This window comes from Citrobacter sp. Ce104 (assembly GCF_030334595.1).
In the GTDB taxonomy this organism is placed as follows: domain Bacteria; phylum Pseudomonadota; class Gammaproteobacteria; order Enterobacterales; family Enterobacteriaceae; genus Citrobacter; species Citrobacter europaeus.
On record NZ_JAOWDP010000065.1, the window covers coordinates 172,455 to 192,857 of the forward strand.

Consider the following 20,403-nt stretch of genomic DNA (forward strand, 5'->3'; position numbering starts at 1 on the left):
CGGGATGACAGGCAAAAAATGTTCCATATCTCTACGGAAATGTGTCATTCCTTGTGGGTTGTAACAAATTACAGTGCACGTAGCCGTTTATCGTAGGCTGGATAGCGGTCACGGGAAATAAAAAAGCCCGCGACATAGCGCGGGCTTTCACCGTACTGGAGATGATTACATACGTTCTACGGTTTCGATACCCAGCGTATCCAGACCCAGCTTCAGGGTTTTCGCCGTCAGCAGTGCCAGTTTCAGTCGGCTGTTACGAATCTCTTCGTTTTCGGCACTGAGGATAGGGCAGTGCTCGTAGAAGCCGGAGAACAGACCGGCAACGTCGTACAGGTAAGCACACATCACGTGCGGCGTACCTTCACGTGCAACGACGGTCAGCGTTTCTTCAAACTGCAGCAGACGCGCAGCCAGTTGGGCTTCGCGATCTTCGCTGATAATCACCTGCGCATTTGCCAGCGCGCTTTCGTCGATATCTGCTTTACGGAACACGGACAGTACGCGGGTATAGGCGTACTGCATATAGGGTGCGGTGTTACCTTCGAACGCCAGCATGTTGTCCCAGTCGAAGATGTAGTCGGTAGTACGGTTTTTGGACAGGTCAGCATATTTCACCGCGCCGATACCGACCGCATTTGCCAGTTTTTCCAGCTCGTCGGCAGGCATGTCCGGATTCTTCTCAGCGACCAGACGACGTGCGCGCTCCAGCGCTTCATCCAGCAGATCGGCCAGTTTAACCGTGCCGCCCGCGCGGGTTTTGAACGGCTTGCCGTCTTTGCCCAGCATCATACCGAACATGTGGTGTTCCAGCGGTACGGAGTCCGGCACATAACCGGCCTTACGCACGATGGTCCAGGCCTGCATTAAGTGCTGATGCTGACGGGAGTCGATGTAATAAAGTACGCGATCGGCATGCAGCGTTTCATAACGATACTTGGCGCAGGCGATGTCGGTTGTGGTGTAGAGATAGCCGCCATCTTTCTTCTGAATGATTACGCCCATCGGTTCGCCTTCCTTGTTCTTATACTCATCAAGGAATACGACGGTAGCGCCTTCGCTTTCAACAGCCAGGCCTTTAGCTTTGAGATCGGCCACGATGCCAGGCAGCATTGGGTTGTACAGGCTTTCGCCCATTACATCGTCACGGGTCAGGGTAACGTTGAGGCGATCGTAGGTTAACTGGTTTTGCGACATGGTAATGTCGACCAGTTTGCGCCACATCTCACGGAAGTATTCATCGCCGCCTTGCAGCTTCACGACATAACTACGAGCGCGTTCTGCGAAGGCTTCATCTTCATCGTAGTGTTTTTTCGCATCACGATAGAAACCTTCCAGGTCAGCCAGCGCCATCTCTCCGGCATTCTCCTGCTGCTGTTTTTCCAGCCACGCGATAAGCATACCGAACTGAGTACCCCAGTCGCCGACGTGGTTGGCGCGGATAACCTTGTGGCCGAGGAACTCCAGCGTACGCACCGCAGCATCACCGATGATGGTGGAACGCAGGTGACCAACGTGCATCTCTTTCGCTACGTTAGGTGCGGAATAATCAACAACAACGGTTTGTTTCGCCGGTTGAGTGACGCCCAGACGATCGGAGGCCAGCGCCTGCTGAACGTGCTGCGCCAGAAATGCCGGATCGAGAAAAATATTGATAAAGCCCGGGCCGGCAATTTCAACTTTGCTGGCGATCCCGTTGAGATCCAGATGAGTCAGCACCTGCTCAGCCAGTTGTCGCGGCGCCATACCCAGTTTTTTAGCGACAGCCATCATGCCATTAGCCTGATAGTCGCCGAACTGTACTTTTGCTGACTGACGAACCTGTGGTTCGCAATCTGCAGGCGCGCCTGCAGCAATCATGGCCTGACTGACTTTTTCTGAGAGAAGAGCCTGAATATTCACCGGAATACCTTACATTTATGAAGCGGGGAAAAATTCACCGCACCAGTTTAAGAATTAAGGGCGGGAGTATACTGCAAATGCCCGTTGCCGTCAGCACTGCGAGTCGCGTGCGCAGTCTAAAATTCAGTCAATGCAATGACGTTTTAGTCTTCATGTTACGTTCGAAGAAAACAGCGGTTGGATGGCGCAGCGCAACAGAGTAAATTAGCGGCTTTGAACATAGATATGAGCTTTTAATATGGCGAACTGGCAGACCGTTGCAGAACTACAGGATATTTCTGCAGATTTACCGCATTTCACGCAGGCATTAACGGAACTTTCCACCCGTCTTGGGCTGGATATTTCAGGGCTGGAAGCCGACCACATTTCCTTGCGTTGCCACCAAAATACCACCGCAGAGCGCTGGCGTCGTGGCTTTGAACAGTGCGGTGAATTGCTGTCAGAAAACATGATTAACGGCAGACCTATTTGTCTTTTTAAGCTGTATGAGCCGGTTTGTGTGCAACATTGGCAATTTTCCATCGTTGAACTGCCGTGGCCGGGCGAAAAACGCTATCCGCATGAAGGCTGGGAACATATTGAAATTGTTCTGCCGGGTGAGGCACAAACGCTGAACGCCAGAGCGCTGGCGCTGCTTTCAGATCACGGTCTGAGCCAGCCGGGCATATTTGTAAAAACCAGCTCGCCAAAAGGCGAGCGCGAACGTTTACCGAATCCGACGCTGGCGGTCAGCGATGGCAGCGTAACGATAAAATTTCATCCGTGGTCGATTGAAACCATAGTGGCAAGCGAACGTCAGGAGTGAGCATGGCTTTACTGGAAATCTGCTGTTACAGCATGGAGTGCGCGCGTACGGCGCAGCAAAACGGCGCGGATCGCATTGAGCTTTGCGCAGCACCTAAAGAAGGCGGCTTAACGCCGTCTCTGGGCGTCCTGCGTTCTGTTCGCCAGCATGTTTCGATTCCCGTCAATCCCATTATACGACCGCGTGGAGGCGACTTTTGCTATACCGACGGTGAATTCGCTGCAATGCTGGATGATATCGCGATGGTCCGGGAACTGGGGTTCTCAGGGCTGGTAACTGGCATTTTAAATGCGGATGGCGATGTCGATATGCCGCGCATGGAGAAAATAATGATCGCCGCCGGTTCACTGCAAGTCACTTTTCATCGTGCCTTTGATATGTGTGCTAACCCACTCAATGCGCTAAAAAAATTAGCTGATTTGGGCATCGCCAGAGTGCTGACTTCCGGGCAAAAATCAGATGCGGCGCAAGGTTTAACAAAAATAATGGAACTTATTGCGCAGGCGGATGCTCCAATCATTATGGCCGGAGCGGGGGTTCGCGCCTCGAATTTGTCCCTGTTCCTTAATGCTGGAGTGCAGGAAGTCCACAGTTCTGCCGGAGTATGGCTGGCTTCACCAATGCGTTATCGCAATTCGGGGTTGTCGATGTCTTCGGATACGCAGGCGGATGAATATTCACGCTATGCGGTAGACGGGGCGGCGGTTGCGGAAATGAAAGCAATCATTGCACACCATCAGGCCAGCTGATTTTTACCGTTGCATCATGTCGCCCAATATGATGCTTGCTCGTACCAGGCCCCTGCCAATTCAACAGGGGCCTTTTTTTATCCTTCATATTTCAAGCCGCAGCAGCGTTGGCCGCCTTGCTGCAACTTGAACTATTTTGGAGAAACGGTGCTATACGTAACGGTCATCCGGCAATCCATCACGGCTTACGCGCAATCAATACCGCGCGTAATGGGGCGGGGTAGCCTTCCACCGTTTTGCTGTGGTCGTTCGGGTCGAGGAAGTCGGCCAGCGACTCGGTTATCATCCATTCGGTGCGGCGCTGTTCTTCGGTAGTGGTGACGCAGACATCGGCGATACGCACATCAACAAAACCGCATTTTTCCAGCCAGTTTTTTAGCGCCAGCGCAGATGGAATAAAGTAGACATTACGCATCTGCGCGTAGCGGTCGCCCGGAACCAGTACGGTATTTTCATCACCTTCGACGACCAGCGTTTCCAGCACCAGTTCACCATCTTTAACCAGTTGATCCTTCAACTGCCACAGGTGTTCCAGCGGTGAACGTCGGTGATAAAGCACTCCCATGGAGAATACGGTATCAAAGGCGTTGAGCGCTGGAAGCTGTTCAATGCCCAGCGGCAGCAGATGAGCGCGCTGGTCATTGCCCAGCAGTTTACGCACCGCCTCAAACTGGCATAGAAACAGTTGCGTAGGATCGATACCAACCGCCAGATGCGCCCCCGCGCCAATCATGCGCCACATGTGATAACCACTGCCGCAGCCGACATCAAGAATGGTACGGCCAGTGAGGTCAGACAAGTGCGGCAGAACGCGATCCCACTTCCAGTCCGATCGCCACTCGGTGTCAATATTGACGCCGTACAGCGAGTACGGTCCTTTACGCCATGGCATCAGGTTACGCATCAGAGTGTCGATACGTTTGAGTTGACCTTCGCTGAGCGGCTCTTTGCTTTCTGCTGTAACGCTATGAAGTAAGTCCAGGCGATGCGGCGTTAGCTCGGGCAGAAACTCGACGGCGTTTGACCACTGCTTAAACAAGCCGTGCTGATCGCGCTGCCAGGTAGCGATTTGCGCCGGAAGCGTTTCCAGCCAATGGGAGAGATGGTTTTTGGCAATCAGCTGATAAAAGTTACCAAAGTCGATCATGCGCTTACCCCAGCTTTCAGCGCCACCAGAGAACCAAAGTTGAAGCACTGGAACCACAATTCGCTGTGCTCGAAACCAGCCTGATGCAGTCGCGCTTTGTGCGTTTCGACCGAGTCGGTCAGCATCACGTTCTCCAGCATGCTGCGCTTCTGGCTGATTTCCAGTTCGCTATAGCCATTTGCCCGTTTGAAGTCGTGGTGCATGTTGAACAGCAGCTCGCCAACGTTAGCGTCTTCGAAACTGAATTTTTCAGAAAGAACCAGCGCGCCGCCGGGATTCAGCCCCTGATAAATCTTATCCAACAACGCCTGGCGCTCAGGTGGCTCAAGGAATTGCAGGGTAAAATTCAGCACCACCATCGAGGCGTTTTCGATAGTAATGTTGCGGATATCGCCTTCGACAACCTCAACCGGGGTCGGTGCCTTATAGGCGTCAATATGACGACGGCAGCGCTCAACCATCGCCGGAGAGTTATCGACAGCAATAATTTTGCAATTCTCGTGATGAATATTGCGACGCACCGAGAGCGTCGCCGCGCCCAGAGAGCAGCCCAGATCGTAGACCTGCGTGTTGGGTTGTACGAAACGTTCGGCCAGCATACCAATCATAGAAATGATATTGGAATAACCAGGAACGGAACGCTGGATCATATCCGGGAAGACTTCAGCTACCCGTTCATCAAAGGTCCAGTCACCCAGACTGGCGATAGGCGCAGAAAAAAGCGTGTCGCGGTGAGACATAACGTAAAAATCCGGGAAAAATAAAGTGGCGTATTGTGCGCTAATGCAGGGAGAAAACCAACTCCCAGGGCATATACCAAAGATTCGCCAGCACCATTAGCAACAGCGAACACCAGGTTGCGCTCATGCCTGAACGGCGCCAGCGGAAGAGCCGGTGGTGAAATCCGTAATAATGCATCAGTCGTCCGGCAATCAACATCAGCCCGCAAATATGCACCATCCACGTCTCTGCGCCGTTCATTTCCATAAATAACAGCAACACTAACGCGACGGGAATATATTCCACCGCATTACCGTGAATGCGGATAGCGCTTTGCAGTTCGCTAAAACCTCCGTCGCCATAGGCAACGCGGTATTGCATGCGCAGGCGAACGACGTCAAAGGAGAACTTTATTAACAATAACGCACCCAATACGGCATAAAGCGCGCTTACCATACAAACTCCCTTTAAAATGGCAGATGGCACTGTCTATGATAGGTGGCAATTTCAGAAAAGAGAAGATTGCTGTGGAATAGACGGTGCTGATCCGATCTCTGGCAGGACGTTACGTAAATCTGCCCATAGCGTGTCTACAAGCTCCGGGGCCTGTGCGATGTCCGGCGTATGCAAAAAAAGATACGGCGTCGTGGTGTGTTGCCATCGCGACAGCTTGGTCAGCCAGACGGCAAAAAGCTCGCTATTTTGTGCCATATCATCGCTGCCGATAAAGCGTACCATCGGATGGTTTGCCGTCACTACTGCATGTACCGGCACCTTTGGCTTCTTGCGCTGGGCGTCACGTATCGCTTCAGTATGCGGGATTGCGGCATGCACCGGGCGGCTGTCCAGAATTACCCGGTTTACGCCACGCTCGTGTAAGCCCCGATTAAATAGCAGCTCGGCTTCGCCCTTGGCAAAGAAGTCTGGATGGCGAACTTCCACACCGTAGGTAAAGGCTTTGGGGAGCGCATCGAGAAACTGCCACAGGGCAGGCAGGTCACGCGGACCAAAAGTCGCGGGTAATTGCAGCCAGTATTGTCCAATGCGCGATTCCAGCGGCGACATGCGCGTGAAAAACTCCTGTACCAGGTCATCGCAATTACGCAGCGCGGCCTGATGCGAAATGGTGGCCGGAAACTTAAAGCAAAATCGAAATGCATCGGTGGTCTGTGCATGCCAGCGGGCAACAATGTCCGCTTTTGGCAGCGCGTACAGCGTGGTGTTGCCCTCCACACAGTTAAAGTGGCGGGCATACTCTTCAAGGTTTGAGATCCCCAGACGCACCCATTTAGGATGCGACCACTGGGGTAAACCGATATAAATCATAGCGCTTGCAGGATCTCGTCCACGCTGCGTACGCGTGCGATACGCGGGAAAATATGCGTCATGCTGCCCCGGTGCTGATCGGCGCTGGCGGCGCTACAGGCGTCTTCTGCAACAATCAGATTAAAACCCAACTCCCACGCATTTCGCGCCGTCGACTCTACGCCAATGTTTGTGGATATGCCGCACAAGACGATAGTATCAATGCCCCGACGACGCAGCTGTAGTTCCAAATCGGTACCGTAAAACGCGCCCCACTGGCGTTTGGTGACTTCGAGATCGCTGGCGCATTTTCCCAGAGCCGTCGGGTAATCCCACCAGTTTTCGGGCAACGCTTTTGCCGGAGTCTGAGCATCTACCGGTTGTTTCAGCGCTTCGGCGTAATCGTCAGACCAGCCGACGCGCACCATTACTACCGGGGAACCGTGGGCACGGAATTTTTCCGCCAACTGCGCGGCGCGGGTAACCACATCGTGTGCCGTATGAGGCCCGCCAGCGAAAGACAGGATCCCTTCCTGTAAGTCAATCACGACAAGGGCGGTTGTTTTTGCGTTCAGTTCCAGCATGGTCACTCCAGTAAAAAATAGATTTCCGTTACACCTTAATCGCGAATCAGTGTGAAAGGGGCGACAATTTTTGTTATTTTTTGTGAGATTACGCAATGCCCGTCCAGGAAACAGGCGTACAGTCAGTACCGGACTAAGAGTCTATCCCAGTAGGCTCTTATCGTGCGGCAGAATTTCCAGTATAATAGCCGCCTTTTTTCATTCAGTTGTGACATTCAGCTAAAGCTGCGACTTCGTCACCTGCGAGACAGGTGACAATCCGCCTGCGGCAAAGTTAAGGGATATCTCATGCGTACAGAATATTGCGGACAGCTACGTCTGTCCCACGAGGGGCAGCAGGTGACTCTGTGTGGTTGGGTCAACCGTCGTCGTGATCTTGGTAGCCTGATCTTTATCGATATGCGCGACCGCGAAGGTATCGTGCAGGTATTTTTCGATCCGGACCGTGCGGACGCGTTAAAGCTGGCCTCCGAACTGCGTAATGAGTTCTGCATCCAGGTTACGGGCACCGTGCGTGCGCGTGATGCGAAAAACGTTAACGCCGATATGGCGACGGGCGAAATTGAAGTACTGGCCTCCGATCTGACCATCATCAACCGTTCAGACTCGCTGCCGCTTGACTCAAACCACGTCAACACCGAAGAAGCGCGCCTGAAGTATCGCTATTTGGATCTGCGTCGTCCTGAAATGGCGCAACGCCTGAAAATGCGTGCCAAAATTACCAGCCTGGTGCGTCGTTTTATGGACGACCACGGCTTCCTCGACATCGAAACGCCGATGCTGACCAAAGCGACGCCGGAAGGCGCACGCGATTACCTGGTACCTTCTCGCGTACATAAAGGTAAGTTTTACGCGCTGCCGCAGTCTCCTCAGCTGTTTAAACAGCTGCTGATGATGTCGGGTTTTGACCGCTATTATCAGATCGTAAAATGCTTCCGTGATGAAGACTTACGTGCTGACCGTCAGCCTGAATTTACCCAGATCGACGTTGAGACTTCCTTCATGACCGCACCGCAGGTGCGTGAAGTGATGGAAGCACTGGTACGCAATCTGTGGCTGGAAGTTAAAGGTGTGGATCTGGGTGATTTCCCGATCATGACTTTTGCCGAAGCCGAGCGTCGTTACGGTTCCGATAAACCAGACCTGCGTAACCCGATGGAGCTGGTTGACGTTGCCGATCTGGTTAAAGGCGTTGAGTTCGCGGTGTTCTCTGGTCCGGCGAACGATCCGAAAGGCCGCGTGGCTGCCCTGCGTGTACCGGGCGGTGCTGCACTGAGCCGTAAGCAAATTGACGATTACGGTAACTTTATCAAGATTTACGGCGCGAAAGGTCTGGCTTACATCAAAGTCACCGAGCGTGCGAAAGGCCTGGAAGGTATCACCAGCCCGGTTGCTAAGTTCCTGAACGCAGAAATCGTGGAAGCGATTCTGGCGCGTACCGGTGCGCAAGACGGCGACATGATTTTCTTCGGTGCTGACAACAAGAAAGTCGTTGCCGACGCGATGGGCGCGCTGCGTCTGAAACTGGGTAAAGACCTGAGCATTACTGACGAAGCCAAATGGGCGCCGCTTTGGGTTATCGACTTCCCGATGTTTGAAGACGATGGTGAAGGCGGCCTGACCGCAATGCACCACCCGTTCACCGCGCCGAAAGATATGACTGCCGCTGAGCTGAAAGCTGCGCCGGAAGAGGCGGTTGCCAACGCGTACGATATGGTCATTAACGGCTATGAAGTGGGCGGTGGTTCCGTGCGTATTCACAACGGTGATATGCAGCAGACCGTATTCGGTATTCTGGGCATTAACGAGCAAGAGCAGCGCGAGAAATTCGGCTTCCTGCTGGATGCGCTAAAATACGGTACACCGCCGCATGCGGGCCTGGCGTTTGGTCTGGATCGTCTGACTATGCTGCTGACCGGTACTGACAACATTCGTGACGTTATTGCTTTCCCGAAAACCACGGCTGCAGCGTGTCTGATGACTGAAGCGCCGAGCTTTGCCAACGAAGCAGCGCTGGCGGAACTGAGCATTCAGGTTGTTAAGAAGGCCGAGAATAACTGATATGACATACAAACAGCCTGTCTCGGTGTTAGTCGTGATTTATGCAAAGGACACCGGGAGAGTGCTGATGTTACAGCGACGCGACGATCCTGATTTCTGGCAGTCGGTCACCGGCAGCCTTGAAGAGGGTGAAACCGCGTCGCAAGCCGCGATGCGCGAAGTAAAGGAAGAGGTCGCCATTGATGTTGCGTCTGAGCAACTGACCTTAATTGACTGTCAGCGCACGGTGGAGTTCGAGATTTTTAGCCATTTACGTCATCGCTATGCGCCGGGAGTTGAGCGTAATACTGAATCCTGGTTTTGCCTGGCACTTCCCTCAGAACGAGAGATCGTGTTCACCGAACATCTGACCTATCGTTGGGTTAATGCGGCTGAAGCCGCTCAGTTAACCAAGTCGTGGAGTAACCGGCAGGCGATTGAAGAGTTTGTAATTAACGTCGCCTGAAAAGGCGCGCTTTTTGGAGATATTATTTATGGCAGGTCATAGTAAATGGGCCAACACCAGACATCGTAAAGCAGCGCAGGATGCTAAACGCGGTAAAATTTTCACCAAAATCATTCGTGAGCTGGTGACGGCGGCTAAACTCGGCGGCGGCGATCCGGATGCTAACCCGCGTCTGCGTGCAGCGGTTGATAAAGCGCTGGCTAACAACATGACCCGTGACACCCTGAACCGTGCAATCGCGCGCGGCGTGGGCGGTGATGAAGATTCCAACATGGAAACCATCATCTATGAAGGTTACGGTCCTGGCGGTACAGCCGTTATGATTGAATGTCTGTCTGACAACCGTAACCGTACCGTTGCGGAAGTGCGTCACGCATTCACGAAAACGGGCGGTAACCTCGGTACTGACGGTTCCGTAGCTTACCTGTTCAGCAAAAAAGGCGTGATCTCCTTTGAACAAGGCGACGAAGACGCCATCATGGAAGCTGCGCTGGAAGCAGGCGCTGAAGACGTTGTGACCTTCGACGACGGCGCGATTGATGTTTACACCGCGTGGGAAGAGATGGGCAAAGTGCGTGATGCGCTGGAAGCGGCAGGTCTGAAAGCGGACGCGGCTGAAGTGTCGATGATTCCATCCACCAAAGCGGATATGGATGCAGAAACAGCGCCTAAGCTGATGCGTCTGATCGATATGCTGGAAGACTGCGACGACGTGCAGGAAGTTTACCACAACGGTGAAATCTCTGACGAGGTGGCAGCGACCTTAGAATGAGGTGGCTGTGCCGTAACCTGACTGGAGGTGCGTGATGTCTATTATTCTCGGCATTGACCCGGGGTCGCGCATCACCGGTTATGGCGTAATCCGTCAGGTCGGCAGACAGCTGACCTACCTCGGCAGCGGTTGTATTCGTACCAAAGTCGACGATCTGCCGTCCCGTCTGAAGTTGATTTATGCGGGCGTGACGGAAATCATCACCCAGTTTCAACCGGACTATTTTGCCATTGAGCAGGTCTTTATGGCGAAGAACGCCGATTCGGCGCTAAAGCTGGGGCAGGCGCGTGGCGTGGCAATCGTTGCGGCGACCAATCAGGATCTTCCGGTCTTTGAATACGCGGCCCGCCAGGTAAAACAGACCGTGGTGGGTATCGGTAGCGCGGAAAAAAGCCAGGTTCAGCATATGGTGCGCACGCTGCTAAAACTTCCGGCAAACCCGCAGGCAGATGCCGCGGATGCGCTGGCGATTGCCATTACCCACTGTCACGTCAGCCAGAACGCCATGCAAATGAGCGAGTCGAGGCTGAATCTGGCGCGAGGTCGGTTACGTTAGTGACAAATGAGGCTGGATATCTATCCAGCCTTTTTTTATGATAGCGCATTACCTTTTAGCCCTTAACGCAGGAGCGTCATGTGATAGGCAGACTCAGAGGCATCATTCTTGAAAAACAACCCCCGCTGGTTCTTCTGGAGACGGGCGGGGTAGGCTATGAAGTGCATATGCCGATGACCTGTTTCTACGAGTTGCCGGAAGCCGGGCAGGAAGCGATTATCTTCACCCATTTTGTGGTGCGTGAAGACGCTCAGTTGTTGTATGGCTTTAACAACAAGCAAGAACGTACGCTGTTTAAAGAGTTAATTAAAACCAACGGCGTGGGGCCGAAGCTGGCGCTGGCAATCCTCTCTGGTATGTCTGCACAGCAGTTCGTTAATGCCGTTGAGCGTGAAGAACTTGGCGCGCTGGTGAAATTACCGGGCATTGGTAAGAAAACCGCAGAACGTTTGATTGTTGAAATGAAAGACCGCTTTAAAGGTCTGCATGGCGACCTCTTTACCCCGGCAGCGGATCTGGTCCTGACCTCTCCGGCTAGTCCGACAACGGACGACGCCGAGCAGGAAGCGGTTGCTGCGCTGGTGGCGTTGGGCTATAAACCACAGGAAGCCAGCCGCATGGTGAGCAAGATTGCCCGCCCTGATGCCAGCAGTGAAACCCTGATTCGTGAAGCGCTTCGCGCGGCATTGTGAGGTAAAGGATGATTGAAGCAGATCGCCTGATTTCGGCTGTCAGCACTACCCCTGAAGATTTGGTGGATCGTGCGATCCGTCCTAAATTACTGGAAGAGTATATTGGCCAGCCTCAGGTACGTTCGCAGATGGAGATTTTTATCCAGGCGGCGAAGCTGCGCGGTGACGCTCTCGATCACCTGCTGATTTTCGGTCCTCCAGGTCTGGGTAAAACCACGCTTGCCAATATTGTGGCCAATGAAATGGGCGTTAATCTGCGCACCACTTCCGGTCCGGTACTGGAAAAAGCGGGCGATCTGGCGGCAATGCTGACCAACCTTGAACCCCACGATGTGCTGTTTATCGATGAAATCCATCGCCTGTCACCGGTGGTGGAAGAGGTGCTGTATCCGGCGATGGAGGATTATCAGCTGGATATCATGATTGGCGAAGGGCCGGCTGCACGTTCGATCAAGATCGATCTGCCACCGTTTACGCTCATTGGGGCGACCACGCGTGCCGGGTCGTTAACCTCTCCGCTGCGTGACCGCTTCGGTATTGTGCAGCGCCTGGAGTTCTATCAGGTGGCTGACCTGCAGCATATTGTTGGGCGCAGCGCACGCTATATGGGGCTGGAAATGAGCGATGAAGGCGCGCTGGAAGTGGCGCGTCGGGCCCGCGGTACGCCGCGTATTGCCAACCGTTTGTTACGCCGGGTACGCGATTTCGCCGAAGTGAAGCATGACGGCACAATTTCAGCAGACATCGCCGCTCAGGCACTGGATATGCTCAATGTGGATGCGGAAGGATTCGATTATATGGACCGTAAGCTACTACTGGCGGTTATCGATAAATTCTTCGGCGGACCGGTTGGCCTGGATAACCTGGCGGCGGCGATTGGGGAAGAGCGTGAAACCATTGAGGACGTGCTGGAGCCGTATCTGATTCAGCAAGGTTTTTTGCAGCGTACGCCGCGCGGAAGAATGGCAACGGTGCGCGCATGGAACCATTTTGGCATTACGCCGCCAGAGATGCCTTAGTGCCTGATGTCGCTACGCTCATCAGGCCTGGGCGATTTTGTATGCCCGGTAAGCGCAGCGCCACCGGGCAACCCACGTTTAGCTTGCCTGCTTTTTCATCATGCTGAAGATAAACAACAGCGCAGCACACAGCACTACGGAAGGACCTGCCGGGGTGTCATAGAAGGCCGAGAAGGTCAGTCCGCCTGTAACCGCTATCATTCCCACACCAACGGCAACCCCTGCCATCTGCTCCGGCGTACGGGCAAAGCGGCGGGCGGTCGCCGCGGGGATGATCAGCAGCGAGGTGATGATCAGCGCCCCGACAAACTTCATCGCCACGCCAATAGTTAACGCCGTAACCAGCATCAGCAGTAGCTTGACGCGTTGCAGTTTCACGCCATCGACAAATGCCAGATCCGGGCTGATGGTCATCGACAGCAGGTTGCGCCACTGCCAGAACAAAATCGCCAGAACGATAACCACGCCAATGGCGATAGAGATAAGATCTTCTGGCGTCACGGCAAGCAAATCACCAAACAGGTAGGCCATCAGATCCACACGGATGTTAGACATCAGGCTAACGACAACCAACCCCAATGACAGCGCACTGTGGGCCATAATGCCCAGTAAGGTATCGATCGCGAGGTGAGGGCGCTTCTCCAGCCATACCAGACCGCCAGCCAGCAACAAAGTGACGGCGATGACCGCATAGAAGGGGTTTACATCCAACAGCAGGCCGAAGGCGACGCCCAGCAGCGAAGCGTGAGCCAGCGTATCACCGAAGTAAGACATTCGACGCCAGACCACAAACGAGCCGAGTGGGCCAGCGGCACAGGCCAGCATGATCCCGGCTAACCAACCGGGTAATAACAATTCAATCATGAGTGACCATTTCCCCGGCGTAAGACGATACGACCCTGTAAATCGTGGCGGTGATTATGATTATGACGGTAAATTCCGAGTTGTTCGGCACCACGTTGCCCGAACATTGAGATGAATTCCGGGTGCATAGAAACCACTTCCGGCGCACCAGAACAACAAATATGATGGTTCAGACACAGTACTTCATCGGTTTTTGCCATCACCAGATGCAGGTCATGGGAAACCATCAGTACGGCGCAATCCAGTTCACGTCGCAACTGGTCGATAAGATCGTACAGTGCAACCTGCCCATTGACATCCACACCCTGGGTTGGCTCATCAAGTACCAGTAGCTGAGGTCTATTCAATAAAGCACGGGCCAACAGCACGCGTTGCGTTTCTCCGCCGGAGAGTTTTTGCATCGGCGCATTCATCAGATGCCCGGCCTGAACGCGTTTCAGTGCCGGGAGGATATCCTCTTTTTTGGTGCCGGGACGTAAACGCATAAACCGGCTTACCGTCAGCGGAAGCGTAGTATCGAGGTACAGTTTTTGCGGCACATAGCCGATCCGCAATTGACCATTACGCTTGATAACTCCCTCATCAGCCGCTACCAGGCCTAATACAACGCGCACCAGCGTAGATTTCCCGGCACCGTTTGGGCCGAGTAGCGTTAATATTTTACCGGGTCGAAGTTCAAGCGAAACGTCAGAGAGGACGCGGCGTTGACCATAAGAGACCGAGACATTTTCCAGTGAAACCAAAGTCGTCATATCAATTTTAGTCTTGCAGAAGTTATAGAATGTTATAATATCACATTTCTTACATTCATTACGATGATTGGTCGCATTATGTTACATAAAAATACGCTTCTTTTCGCAGCATTATCCGCTGCTCTTTGGGGTAGTGCAACACAGGCAGCAAATGCCGCTGTCGTTGCTTCTCTTAAGCCGCTGGGGTTTATTGCTTCAGCCATTGCTGACGGGGTCACTGACACCCAGGTTCTGCTGCCCGACGGGGCTTCCGAACACGATTACTCATTGCGTCCTTCAGACGTAAAACGCTTACAGGGCGCGGACTTAGTCGTTTGGATCGGACCTGAGATGGAAGCGTTTATGGAAAAATCAGTCAAGAATATTCCTAACGCGAAACAGGTAACGATTGCGCAGCTCAATGACGTGAAACCGTTACTCATGAAAGGTGCGGATGACGACGACGACGATCATGGACACAATGATGCTGGCAGTGAAAAAAGTGACGAGCATCACCATCACGGCGATTACAACATGCATCTTTGGCTTTCCCCAGAGATAGCGCGGGCCTCAGCGGTTGCAATCCATGAAAAATTAGTGGAACTTATGCCGCAAAGTCGAGCCAAACTTGACGCCAACCTGAAGGATTTTGAGGCACAATTAGCCGCAACCGATAAGCAGGTAGGTAACGAGCTCGCACCGCTCAAGGGAAAAGGTTATTTCGTTTTTCATGACGCCTATGGCTACTACGAGAAACACTACGGACTAACACCGCTTGGTCACTTTACCGTGAACCCTGAGATTCAACCTGGTGCGCAGCGTTTACATGAAATAAGAACACAGTTGGTTGAGCAAAAAGCAACCTGCGTTTTTGCTGAGCCACAGTTCAGGCCAGCGGTCGTTGAAGCCGTCGCGAGAGGGACATCCGTTCGAATGGGAACGTTGGATCCGCTCGGTACGAATATCAAACTGGGTAAAACAAGCTATTCAGCGTTTTTAAACCAATTAGCCAACCAGTATGCGAGCTGCCTGAAAGGAGATTAATGAGGAAGTGAATACGTGCAACAGATAGCCCGCTCTGTCGCTCTGGCATTTAATAATCTGCCGCGACCCCATCGCGTTATGCTGGGGTCGCTTACCGTACTGACATTGGCCGTCGCCGTCTGGCGGCCTTATGTTTACCATCCCGATTCCGCACCTATCGTTAAAACTATCGAGCTGGAAAAAAGCGAGATTCGTTCACTGTTGCCAGAGGCCAGCGAACCTATCGATCAGGCCGCTCAGGAAGACGAAGCTATCCCACAGGATGAACTGGATGACAAAACGTCTGGTGAGGCTGGCGTGCATGAATATGTCGTCTCCACGGGCGATACGCTGAGCAGTATTCTTAATCAGTACGGCATCGATATGGGCGATATCAGCCAGCTCGCTGCTTCCGATAAGGAACTGCGTAACCTGAAAATTGGTCAGCAACTTTCCTGGACGTTAAGCGCGGAAGGTGACCTGCAGCGCCTGACCTGGGAAGTGTCTCGCCGAGAAACCCGTACTTACGATCGCACCGCGACGGGTTTCAAGATGAGCAGCGAAATGCAGCAGGGAGATTGGGTTAACAGCCGAATCAAAGGCACCGTGGGCGGAAGCTTCGTCGCCAGCGCCAAAGAAGCCGGACTCACCAGCTCTGAAATCAGCGCGGTGATTAAGGCCATGCAGTGGCAGATGGATTTCCGCAAACTGAAAAAGGGCGATGAGTTCTCGGTGCTGATGTCTCGCGAAATGCTGGACGGCAAGCGTGAGCAAAGCCAACTGCTGGGCGTACGTTTGCGCTCTGAGGGCAAAGACTATTACGCTATCCGTGCTGAAGACGGTAAGTTCTATGACCGTAACGGTACCGGGCTGGCGAAAGGCTTTATGCGTTTCCCGACGGCGAAGCAGTTCCGCATCTCCTCAAACTTTAATCCGCGTCGCCTGAACCCGGTGACCGGACGCGTTGCACCGCACAAAGGTGTCGACTTTGCGATGCCGCAAGGCACGCCGGTGTTGTCGGTGGGGGATGGCGAAGTAGTGGTAGCGAAGCGCAGCGGCGCAGCCGGATACTATGTTGCGGTACGTCATGGTCGCACCTACACCACGCGTTATATGCACCTGCGTAAGCTGCTGGTCAAACCAGGACAAAAAGTGAAACGTGGCGATCGTATCGCGCTGTCAGGCAATACCGGTCGTTCAACGGGTCCGCATTTGCATTATGAAGTTTGGATCAACCAGCAGGCTGTTAACCCTCTGACGGCGAAACTGCCGCGCACAGAAGGTCTGACCGGCTCGGATCGCACCGATTACCTGGCGCAGGTGAAAGAAGTTATGCCTCAGCTACGTTTTGATTAATTAGCACACTGATAAAGCCGGTACGCTATGCGTGCCGGCTTTTTTATTTTGTACGGCGCATCGTGCGCCGCTACACTATCAGCAGATCTACTTTTCGCCGCACCAGACACTGGAAGAGCATGGAAACGAAAAAAAAGAATATTGAGTATATCCCTGAGTTTAATAAATCATTTCGCTATCCGCGCTACTGGGGCGCCTGGCTGGGCGTGGCGGCGATAGCAGGGATTGCGTTAACGCCGGCATCATTTCGCGATCCTGTTCTGGCAAAGCTCGGACGCCTGGCCGGACGATTGGGCAAAAGCTCACGTCGCAGAGCGCTGATCAATTTATCCCTGTGTTTTCCTGAACGTAGCGAAGCTGAGCGCGAAGCCATTGTCGATGACATGTTTGCGACTGCGCCTCAGGCAATGGTGATGATGGCGGAACTCGCCATACGTGGTCCGGAAAAAATTCAGAACCGGGTTGACTGGCAGGGTCTGGAAATCATCGAAGAGATGCGTCGCAACGATGAAAAAGTGATTTTTCTCGTTCCTCATGGCTGGGGCGTAGATATCCCGGCGATGTTGATGGCTTCCCAGGGACAGAAAATGGCAGCGATGTTCCACAATCAGGGGAACCCGGTATTCGATTATGTGTGGAACACGGTGCGCCGTCGTTTCGGTGGTCGATTACATGCGCGTAATGACGGCATCAAACCGTTTATTCAGTCTGTCCGTCAGGGATATTGGGGATACTACCTGCCGGATCAGGACCATGGTCCTGAGCACAGTGAGTTTGTCGATTTTTTTGCTACCTATAAAGCAACGTTACCGGCAATTGGTCGCTTGATGAAGGTCTGTCACGCCCGCGTGGTACCGCTGTTCCCGGTCTATGATGGGAAAACGCACCGTCTGACGATTCAGGTCCGTCCTCCGATGGATGACATCCTGACGGCGGATGACCACACCATTGCCAGACGAATGAACGAAGAGGTGGAAATCTTTGTGACGCCGCACCTTGAGCAATACACCTGGATTCTGAAACTGCTTAAGACGCGTAAGCCTGGTGAAATTGAGCCCTATAAGCGTAAAGATCTCTATCCGAAGAAATAAAAAAAAGCCTCTCAAACGAGAGGCTTTTTTACATCAAACGTTGGCGTTACTCGACGGTCAGAATTCGCGTGGTGTTGGTTGAGCCAATGGTGCTCATCACATCGCCCTGGGTCACAATCACCAGATCACCGGAAACCAGATAGCCTTTATCTCGCAGCAGGTTCACTGCTTCATTGGCGGCAACGACGCCATCTGTTTCGCTGTCAAAGTGAACCGGGGTGACGCCGCGATACAGAGAGGTCAGATTCAGCGTACGTTCATGACGAGACATCGCGAAAATTGGCAGGCCGGAACTGATACGAGACGTCATCAGCGCAGTACGACCGGACTCTGTCATTGCGATGATAGCGGTGACCCCTTTCAGGTGGTTAGCGGCATACATCGCTGACATGGCAATCGCTTCTTCAACGTTATCAAACTGCACGTCAAGGCGGTGTTTAGAAACGTTGATGCTCGGGATTTTCTCGGCGCCCAGACAGACGCGCGCCATGGCCGCGACGGTTTCTGCCGGGTACTGACCTGCTGCTGTTTCAGCAGAGAGCATGACGGCATCGGTGCCGTCGAGAACGGCGTTGGCCACGTCCATTACTTCCGCACGGGTTGGCATTGGGTTGGTGATCATCGATTCCATCATCTGCGTAGCGGTAATAACCGCACGGTTCAGCTGACGTGCGCGACGAATCAACGCTTTCTGAATACCTACCAGCTCAGGATCGCCAATTTCAACGCCCAGGTCGCCACGTGCGACCATCACCACGTCGGAAGCCAGAATGATGTCATCCATCGCATTCTGGTCGCAGACGGCTTCAGCACGCTCTACTTTGGCGACGATTTTCGCATCACAACCTGCGTCGCGCGCCAGACGGCGGGCATAGTTCAGGTCTTCGCCGCAGCGCGGGAAGGAGACGGCCAGATAGTCAACGCTGATTTGCGCAGCGGTGATGATGTCAGCTTTGTCTTTTTCGGTCAGGGCTTCAGCAGAGAGACCGCCGCCCAGTTTGTTTATGCCTTTATTGTTAGACAGCGGGCCACCGACGGTAACTTCGGTGAAGACCTTCATACCCTGAACTTCCAGCACTTTAAGCTGTACGCGACCATCATCGAGCAGCAGGATATCGCCTGGCACGACGTCAGCAGGGAGACCTTTATAATCAATACCGACTTTTTCTTTGTCGCCTTCGCCTTTACCGAGATTGGCGTCTAACAGGAACTTGTCGCCAACATTAAGAAATACTTTACCTTCTTTAAAGGTAGATACGCGGATTTTAGGTCCCTGCAGGTCACCCAAAATAGCGACATGACGTCCCAGTTTTGCGGCAATTTCACGGACCTTATCCGCCCGCAGTTTGTGATCTTCTGGAGAGCCGTGAGAAAAGTTCATACGTACGACGTTTGCACCCGCGGCGATAATCTTTTCAAGGTTGTTATCGCGGTCAGTTGCCGGGCCTAACGTGGTTACGATTTTGGTTCTGCGAAGCCTTCTGGACATGTAATACTCCGTTGACTGAAACAACTTGGTGTTGCGTGAACATTAATCCGGCCGTTCTCAAACATTAACGGTAAATGAACGACCCGGATGATAAAAGGGTAGAACATTGTTATTGCTTTTAGCGGTCATCACTCTTGATGAGTAATTCTTTATCAAAACGCGATTCCTTGAGCGCTTCCTTGACACGCTTCAAGTTATCTCTAAATTTTGCCCCACGGCGCAAAGTAAATCCTGTAGCCAGCACATCTATCACGGTCAGTTGAGCAAGTCGAGAGACCATGGGCATATAAATGTCAGTATCTTCCGGTACATCGAGGGTAATTGCCAGCGTTGCTTCACGCGCCAGCGGCGTGCCGGGAGAGGTGAGGGCGATAACCATGGCGTCGTTTTCCCGCGCCAACTGCGCCAGTTCAACCAGGCTTTTGGTCCTTCCAGTATGGGAAATAAGCACAATGACGTCGTCGTCGCTACAATTCATACAACTCATGCGTTGCAGAACAATATCGTCGGAATAGATGACCGGTACGTTAAAGCGGAAAAATTTATTCATCGCGTCATGCGCTACCGCGGCCGAAGAACCCAGGCCAAAGAAAGCAATTTTCTTCGCCTGGGTTAATAAATCTACCGCCCGATTTACCGCCGCGTTATCCAGCGACTGGCGAACGTGATCGAGGCTTGCCATCGCTGATTCGAAGATTTTCCCTGTGTAAGATTCAACGCTGTCATCCTCATCCACATTACGATTAACATAAGGGGTGCCATTTGCCAGACTTTGCGCCAAATGCAGTTTAAAATCAGGAAAGCCACGGGTATCCATGCTGCGACAGAAACGGTTCACCGTCGGCTCGCTGACGTTGGCTTCTACAGCTAGTGCGGCGATGCTTGAATGGATTGCTCGCTCGGGAGAGACAAGAATAATGTCGGCGACTTTACGCTCTGACTTGCTCAACTGTTCCAGTTTTAACTGGATTTTTTCCAGCATATTCATGATGTAGGTAGACTCATGGGTCATGGGCAAAAACGATTTCAGCGATATGGGGAAACCGGGGCTTGATTCAGTGTATAGATAGTACCCCCGCTGATGCAGCAACGGGG

At 53.0% G+C, this 20,403-nt stretch carries 21 protein-coding genes; 11 read left to right on the forward strand and 10 right to left on the reverse strand.

Translation table 11 applies throughout. The features are described from left to right. Window positions 1-165: 165 nt before the first annotated feature. Window positions 166-1,899, reverse strand: a complete 1,734-nt coding sequence (argS, locus tag OGW16_RS15800; protein ID WP_286518615.1) for an arginine--tRNA ligase — start codon at window positions 1,897-1,899, stop codon at window positions 166-168. 238 nt (window positions 1,900-2,137) lie between these two features. On the opposite strand from argS, the gene OGW16_RS15805 reads away from it, so the two are divergent. Continuing rightward, window positions 2,138-2,704, forward strand: coding sequence for a VOC family protein (locus tag OGW16_RS15805; RefSeq protein WP_043016735.1), 567 nt, complete (start codon window positions 2,138-2,140; stop codon window positions 2,702-2,704). Window positions 2,705-2,706: 2 nt separating this feature from the next. Continuing rightward, on the forward strand, window positions 2,707-3,453 hold the full coding sequence (gene cutC, locus OGW16_RS15810; RefSeq protein WP_043016734.1) for a copper homeostasis protein CutC: 747 nt from the start codon (window positions 2,707-2,709) through the stop codon (window positions 3,451-3,453). A 178-nt stretch (window positions 3,454-3,631) separates the two neighbouring features. Here cutC and cmoB read toward each other — a convergent pair whose 3' ends face one another. Genes cmoB through OGW16_RS15835 form a run of 5 tightly spaced genes read right to left on the reverse strand, consistent with a single transcriptional unit; the run spans window position 3,632 to window position 7,209 of the window. Beyond that, window positions 3,632-4,600, reverse strand: coding sequence for a tRNA 5-methoxyuridine(34)/uridine 5-oxyacetic acid(34) synthase CmoB (gene cmoB, locus OGW16_RS15815; protein ID WP_043016733.1), 969 nt, complete (start codon window positions 4,598-4,600; stop codon window positions 3,632-3,634). Then, window positions 4,597-5,340, reverse strand: coding sequence for a carboxy-S-adenosyl-L-methionine synthase CmoA (gene cmoA, locus OGW16_RS15820; protein ID WP_043016732.1), 744 nt, complete (start codon window positions 5,338-5,340; stop codon window positions 4,597-4,599). Before cmoA ends, cmoB begins: the two co-directional genes overlap by 4 nt. A 40-nt stretch (window positions 5,341-5,380) precedes the next feature. Continuing rightward, window positions 5,381-5,776 (reverse strand): MAPEG family protein, encoded by a 396-nt coding sequence (locus OGW16_RS15825; RefSeq protein WP_003833847.1) that lies wholly within the window; start codon window positions 5,774-5,776, stop codon window positions 5,381-5,383. 51 nt (window positions 5,777-5,827) lie between these two features. Next, window positions 5,828-6,646, reverse strand: coding sequence for a DUF72 domain-containing protein (locus OGW16_RS15830; RefSeq protein WP_075146014.1), 819 nt, complete (start codon window positions 6,644-6,646; stop codon window positions 5,828-5,830). After that, window positions 6,643-7,209 (reverse strand): hydrolase, encoded by a 567-nt coding sequence (locus OGW16_RS15835; protein ID WP_043016730.1) that lies wholly within the window; start codon window positions 7,207-7,209, stop codon window positions 6,643-6,645. The genes OGW16_RS15830 and OGW16_RS15835 overlap by 4 nt, the downstream gene beginning before the upstream one ends. 288 nt (window positions 7,210-7,497) lie before the next feature. On the opposite strand from OGW16_RS15835, the gene aspS reads away from it, so the two are divergent. The 6 genes from aspS to ruvB all read left to right on the forward strand — a co-directional run bounded on the left by aspS (window position 7,498) and on the right by ruvB (window position 12,754). Next, window positions 7,498-9,270 (forward strand): aspartate--tRNA ligase, encoded by a 1,773-nt coding sequence (aspS, locus tag OGW16_RS15840; RefSeq protein ID WP_286518616.1) that lies wholly within the window; start codon window positions 7,498-7,500, stop codon window positions 9,268-9,270. Window position 9,271: 1 nt separating this feature from the next. Continuing rightward, entirely contained in the window at window positions 9,272-9,715 is a 444-nt protein-coding gene (gene nudB / locus OGW16_RS15845; RefSeq protein ID WP_043016728.1) for a dihydroneopterin triphosphate diphosphatase, read from the forward strand. A gap of 28 nt (window positions 9,716-9,743) precedes the next feature. Next, complete coding sequence (locus tag OGW16_RS15850; RefSeq protein ID WP_003833836.1) at window positions 9,744-10,487, forward strand: YebC/PmpR family DNA-binding transcriptional regulator; 744 nt, start codon at window positions 9,744-9,746, stop codon at window positions 10,485-10,487. Window positions 10,488-10,521: 34 nt separating this feature from the next. Continuing rightward, window positions 10,522-11,043, forward strand: a complete 522-nt coding sequence (gene ruvC / locus OGW16_RS15855; RefSeq protein ID WP_003034867.1) for a crossover junction endodeoxyribonuclease RuvC — start codon at window positions 10,522-10,524, stop codon at window positions 11,041-11,043. Window positions 11,044-11,123: 80 nt separating this feature from the next. Beyond that, entirely contained in the window at window positions 11,124-11,735 is a 612-nt protein-coding gene (gene ruvA / locus OGW16_RS15860) for a Holliday junction branch migration protein RuvA (RefSeq protein ID WP_043016727.1), read from the forward strand. Window positions 11,736-11,743: 8 nt separating this feature from the next. Next, window positions 11,744-12,754 (forward strand): Holliday junction branch migration DNA helicase RuvB, encoded by a 1,011-nt coding sequence (ruvB, locus tag OGW16_RS15865; RefSeq protein WP_043016726.1) that lies wholly within the window; start codon window positions 11,744-11,746, stop codon window positions 12,752-12,754. A gap of 78 nt (window positions 12,755-12,832) precedes the next feature. Here ruvB and znuB read toward each other — a convergent pair whose 3' ends face one another. Then, window positions 12,833-13,618, reverse strand: coding sequence for a zinc ABC transporter permease subunit ZnuB (gene znuB / locus OGW16_RS15870; protein WP_003034874.1), 786 nt, complete (start codon window positions 13,616-13,618; stop codon window positions 12,833-12,835). After that, window positions 13,615-14,370: a zinc ABC transporter ATP-binding protein ZnuC gene (znuC, locus tag OGW16_RS15875; protein WP_047410527.1), complete on the reverse strand. Its 756-nt coding sequence runs from the start codon at window positions 14,368-14,370 to the stop codon at window positions 13,615-13,617. Before znuC ends, znuB begins: the two co-directional genes overlap by 4 nt. 78 nt (window positions 14,371-14,448) lie before the next feature. Here znuC and znuA point away from each other — a divergent pair, with 78 nt between their 5' ends. The 3 genes from znuA (at window position 14,449) to lpxM (ending at window position 17,819) form a co-directional block, all read left to right on the forward strand. Then, a complete protein-coding gene (znuA, locus tag OGW16_RS15880; protein WP_043017940.1) occupies window positions 14,449-15,393 on the forward strand; it encodes a zinc ABC transporter substrate-binding protein ZnuA in 945 nt (314 codons plus the stop codon). Window positions 15,394-15,408: 15 nt separating this feature from the next. Beyond that, window positions 15,409-16,728, forward strand: coding sequence for a murein DD-endopeptidase MepM (gene mepM, locus OGW16_RS15885; protein ID WP_003833825.1), 1,320 nt, complete (start codon window positions 15,409-15,411; stop codon window positions 16,726-16,728). Window positions 16,729-16,847: 119 nt separating this feature from the next. Next, a complete protein-coding gene (gene lpxM / locus OGW16_RS15890) occupies window positions 16,848-17,819 on the forward strand; it encodes a lauroyl-Kdo(2)-lipid IV(A) myristoyltransferase (RefSeq protein WP_075146017.1) in 972 nt (323 codons plus the stop codon). Between the two features lie 46 nt (window positions 17,820-17,865). Here lpxM and pyk read toward each other — a convergent pair whose 3' ends face one another. Further along, window positions 17,866-19,308 carry a pyruvate kinase gene (gene pyk, locus OGW16_RS15895; protein ID WP_003034890.1) on the reverse strand — a complete coding sequence of 481 codons (1,443 nt, stop codon included), beginning with the start codon at window positions 19,306-19,308 and terminating at the stop codon, window positions 17,866-17,868. Between the two features lie 118 nt (window positions 19,309-19,426). Beyond that, window positions 19,427-20,296, reverse strand: coding sequence for a MurR/RpiR family transcriptional regulator (locus OGW16_RS15900; protein WP_043017934.1), 870 nt, complete (start codon window positions 20,294-20,296; stop codon window positions 19,427-19,429). Window positions 20,297-20,403 lie beyond the last annotated feature (107 nt).

Excerpts from the sequence above, each read along its gene's own strand:
- aspS (WP_286518616.1), top strand. The coding sequence starts at position 7,498 with ATGCGTACAGAATATTGCGGACAGCTACGTCTGTCCCACGAGGGGCAG.
- OGW16_RS15825 (WP_003833847.1), bottom strand. The coding sequence starts at position 5,776 with ATGGTAAGCGCGCTTTATGCCGTATTGGGTGCGTTATTGTTAATAAAG.
- ruvB (WP_043016726.1), top strand. The coding sequence starts at position 11,744 with ATGATTGAAGCAGATCGCCTGATTTCGGCTGTCAGCACTACCCCTGAA.
- OGW16_RS15850 (WP_003833836.1), top strand. The coding sequence starts at position 9,744 with ATGGCAGGTCATAGTAAATGGGCCAACACCAGACATCGTAAAGCAGCG.
- nudB (WP_043016728.1), top strand. The coding sequence starts at position 9,272 with ATGACATACAAACAGCCTGTCTCGGTGTTAGTCGTGATTTATGCAAAG.
- znuA (WP_043017940.1), top strand. The coding sequence starts at position 14,449 with ATGTTACATAAAAATACGCTTCTTTTCGCAGCATTATCCGCTGCTCTT.
- cmoB (WP_043016733.1), bottom strand. The coding sequence starts at position 4,600 with ATGATCGACTTTGGTAACTTTTATCAGCTGATTGCCAAAAACCATCTC.
- znuB (WP_003034874.1), bottom strand. The coding sequence starts at position 13,618 with ATGATTGAATTGTTATTACCCGGTTGGTTAGCCGGGATCATGCTGGCC.
- OGW16_RS15830 (WP_075146014.1), bottom strand. The coding sequence starts at position 6,646 with ATGATTTATATCGGTTTACCCCAGTGGTCGCATCCTAAATGGGTGCGT.
- cutC (WP_043016734.1), top strand. The coding sequence starts at position 2,707 with ATGGCTTTACTGGAAATCTGCTGTTACAGCATGGAGTGCGCGCGTACG.
- ruvC (WP_003034867.1), top strand. The coding sequence starts at position 10,522 with ATGTCTATTATTCTCGGCATTGACCCGGGGTCGCGCATCACCGGTTAT.
- lpxM (WP_075146017.1), top strand. The coding sequence starts at position 16,848 with ATGGAAACGAAAAAAAAGAATATTGAGTATATCCCTGAGTTTAATAAA.
- OGW16_RS15805 (WP_043016735.1), top strand. The coding sequence starts at position 2,138 with ATGGCGAACTGGCAGACCGTTGCAGAACTACAGGATATTTCTGCAGAT.
- OGW16_RS15900 (WP_043017934.1), bottom strand. The coding sequence starts at position 20,296 with ATGAATATGCTGGAAAAAATCCAGTTAAAACTGGAACAGTTGAGCAAG.
- OGW16_RS15835 (WP_043016730.1), bottom strand. The coding sequence starts at position 7,209 with ATGCTGGAACTGAACGCAAAAACAACCGCCCTTGTCGTGATTGACTTA.
- pyk (WP_003034890.1), bottom strand. The coding sequence starts at position 19,308 with ATGTCCAGAAGGCTTCGCAGAACCAAAATCGTAACCACGTTAGGCCCG.
- znuC (WP_047410527.1), bottom strand. The coding sequence starts at position 14,370 with ATGACGACTTTGGTTTCACTGGAAAATGTCTCGGTCTCTTATGGTCAA.
- cmoA (WP_043016732.1), bottom strand. The coding sequence starts at position 5,340 with ATGTCTCACCGCGACACGCTTTTTTCTGCGCCTATCGCCAGTCTGGGT.